The sequence below is a fragment of the Oleiphilus sp. HI0086 genome (assembly GCF_001635225.1).
Genome location: NZ_LWFZ01001294.1, coordinates 1 through 528, shown reverse-complemented (window position 1 = coordinate 528; position 528 = coordinate 1). Strand labels below are relative to the sequence as shown.

Annotated in this window: 1 protein-coding gene; it reads left to right on the top strand. The window is 49.2% G+C overall.

Features of this window, described 5'->3' with window-relative positions; all coding sequences use genetic code 11:
• The coding region (locus A3756_RS22235; RefSeq protein WP_197481469.1) for an NAD(P)/FAD-dependent oxidoreductase at positions 1-528 on the top strand (528 nt) is incomplete at both ends.

Below are 528 nucleotides of genomic sequence, written 5' to 3'. Positions count from 1 at the left end.
ACCCAATGGGACTTCATCGGCCTGGTCGATAAACATGGCATCTCTTATCATGAACGCTCTCATGGCGAGCTGTTCTGCGATAATTCAGCAAAAGATATTCTGAAGATGCTACTCGATGAGTGCAGCGACGCCGGTGTCGAGATCAAAACCAAATGCCAGGTGGAGTTTATCGAAACCCTAGACGAAAGTGATGAGCAGCGCTATATACTTCGCTCTAACGCCGGTGTTTTCACGTGCCGTTCCTTGGTGATCGCAACCGGTGGCCTATCCATTCCTACACTAGGTTCAAGCGGCTTTGGCTACGATATTGCCGAACAATTTAACCTGCCTCTCAAAGAACGTTCAGCGGGATTAGTCCCTTTCATTTTCACCGATCAAACCAAAGCGCTTACTGAACGCTTATCAGGGTTAGCGGTTGACGTGACAATGGAAACCAACGGCACCACATTTCGAGAGAACATGCTGTTCACTCATCGCGGCATTAGCGGCCCTGTTGCCCTACAATGCTCCAACTATTGGAAGCAAGGC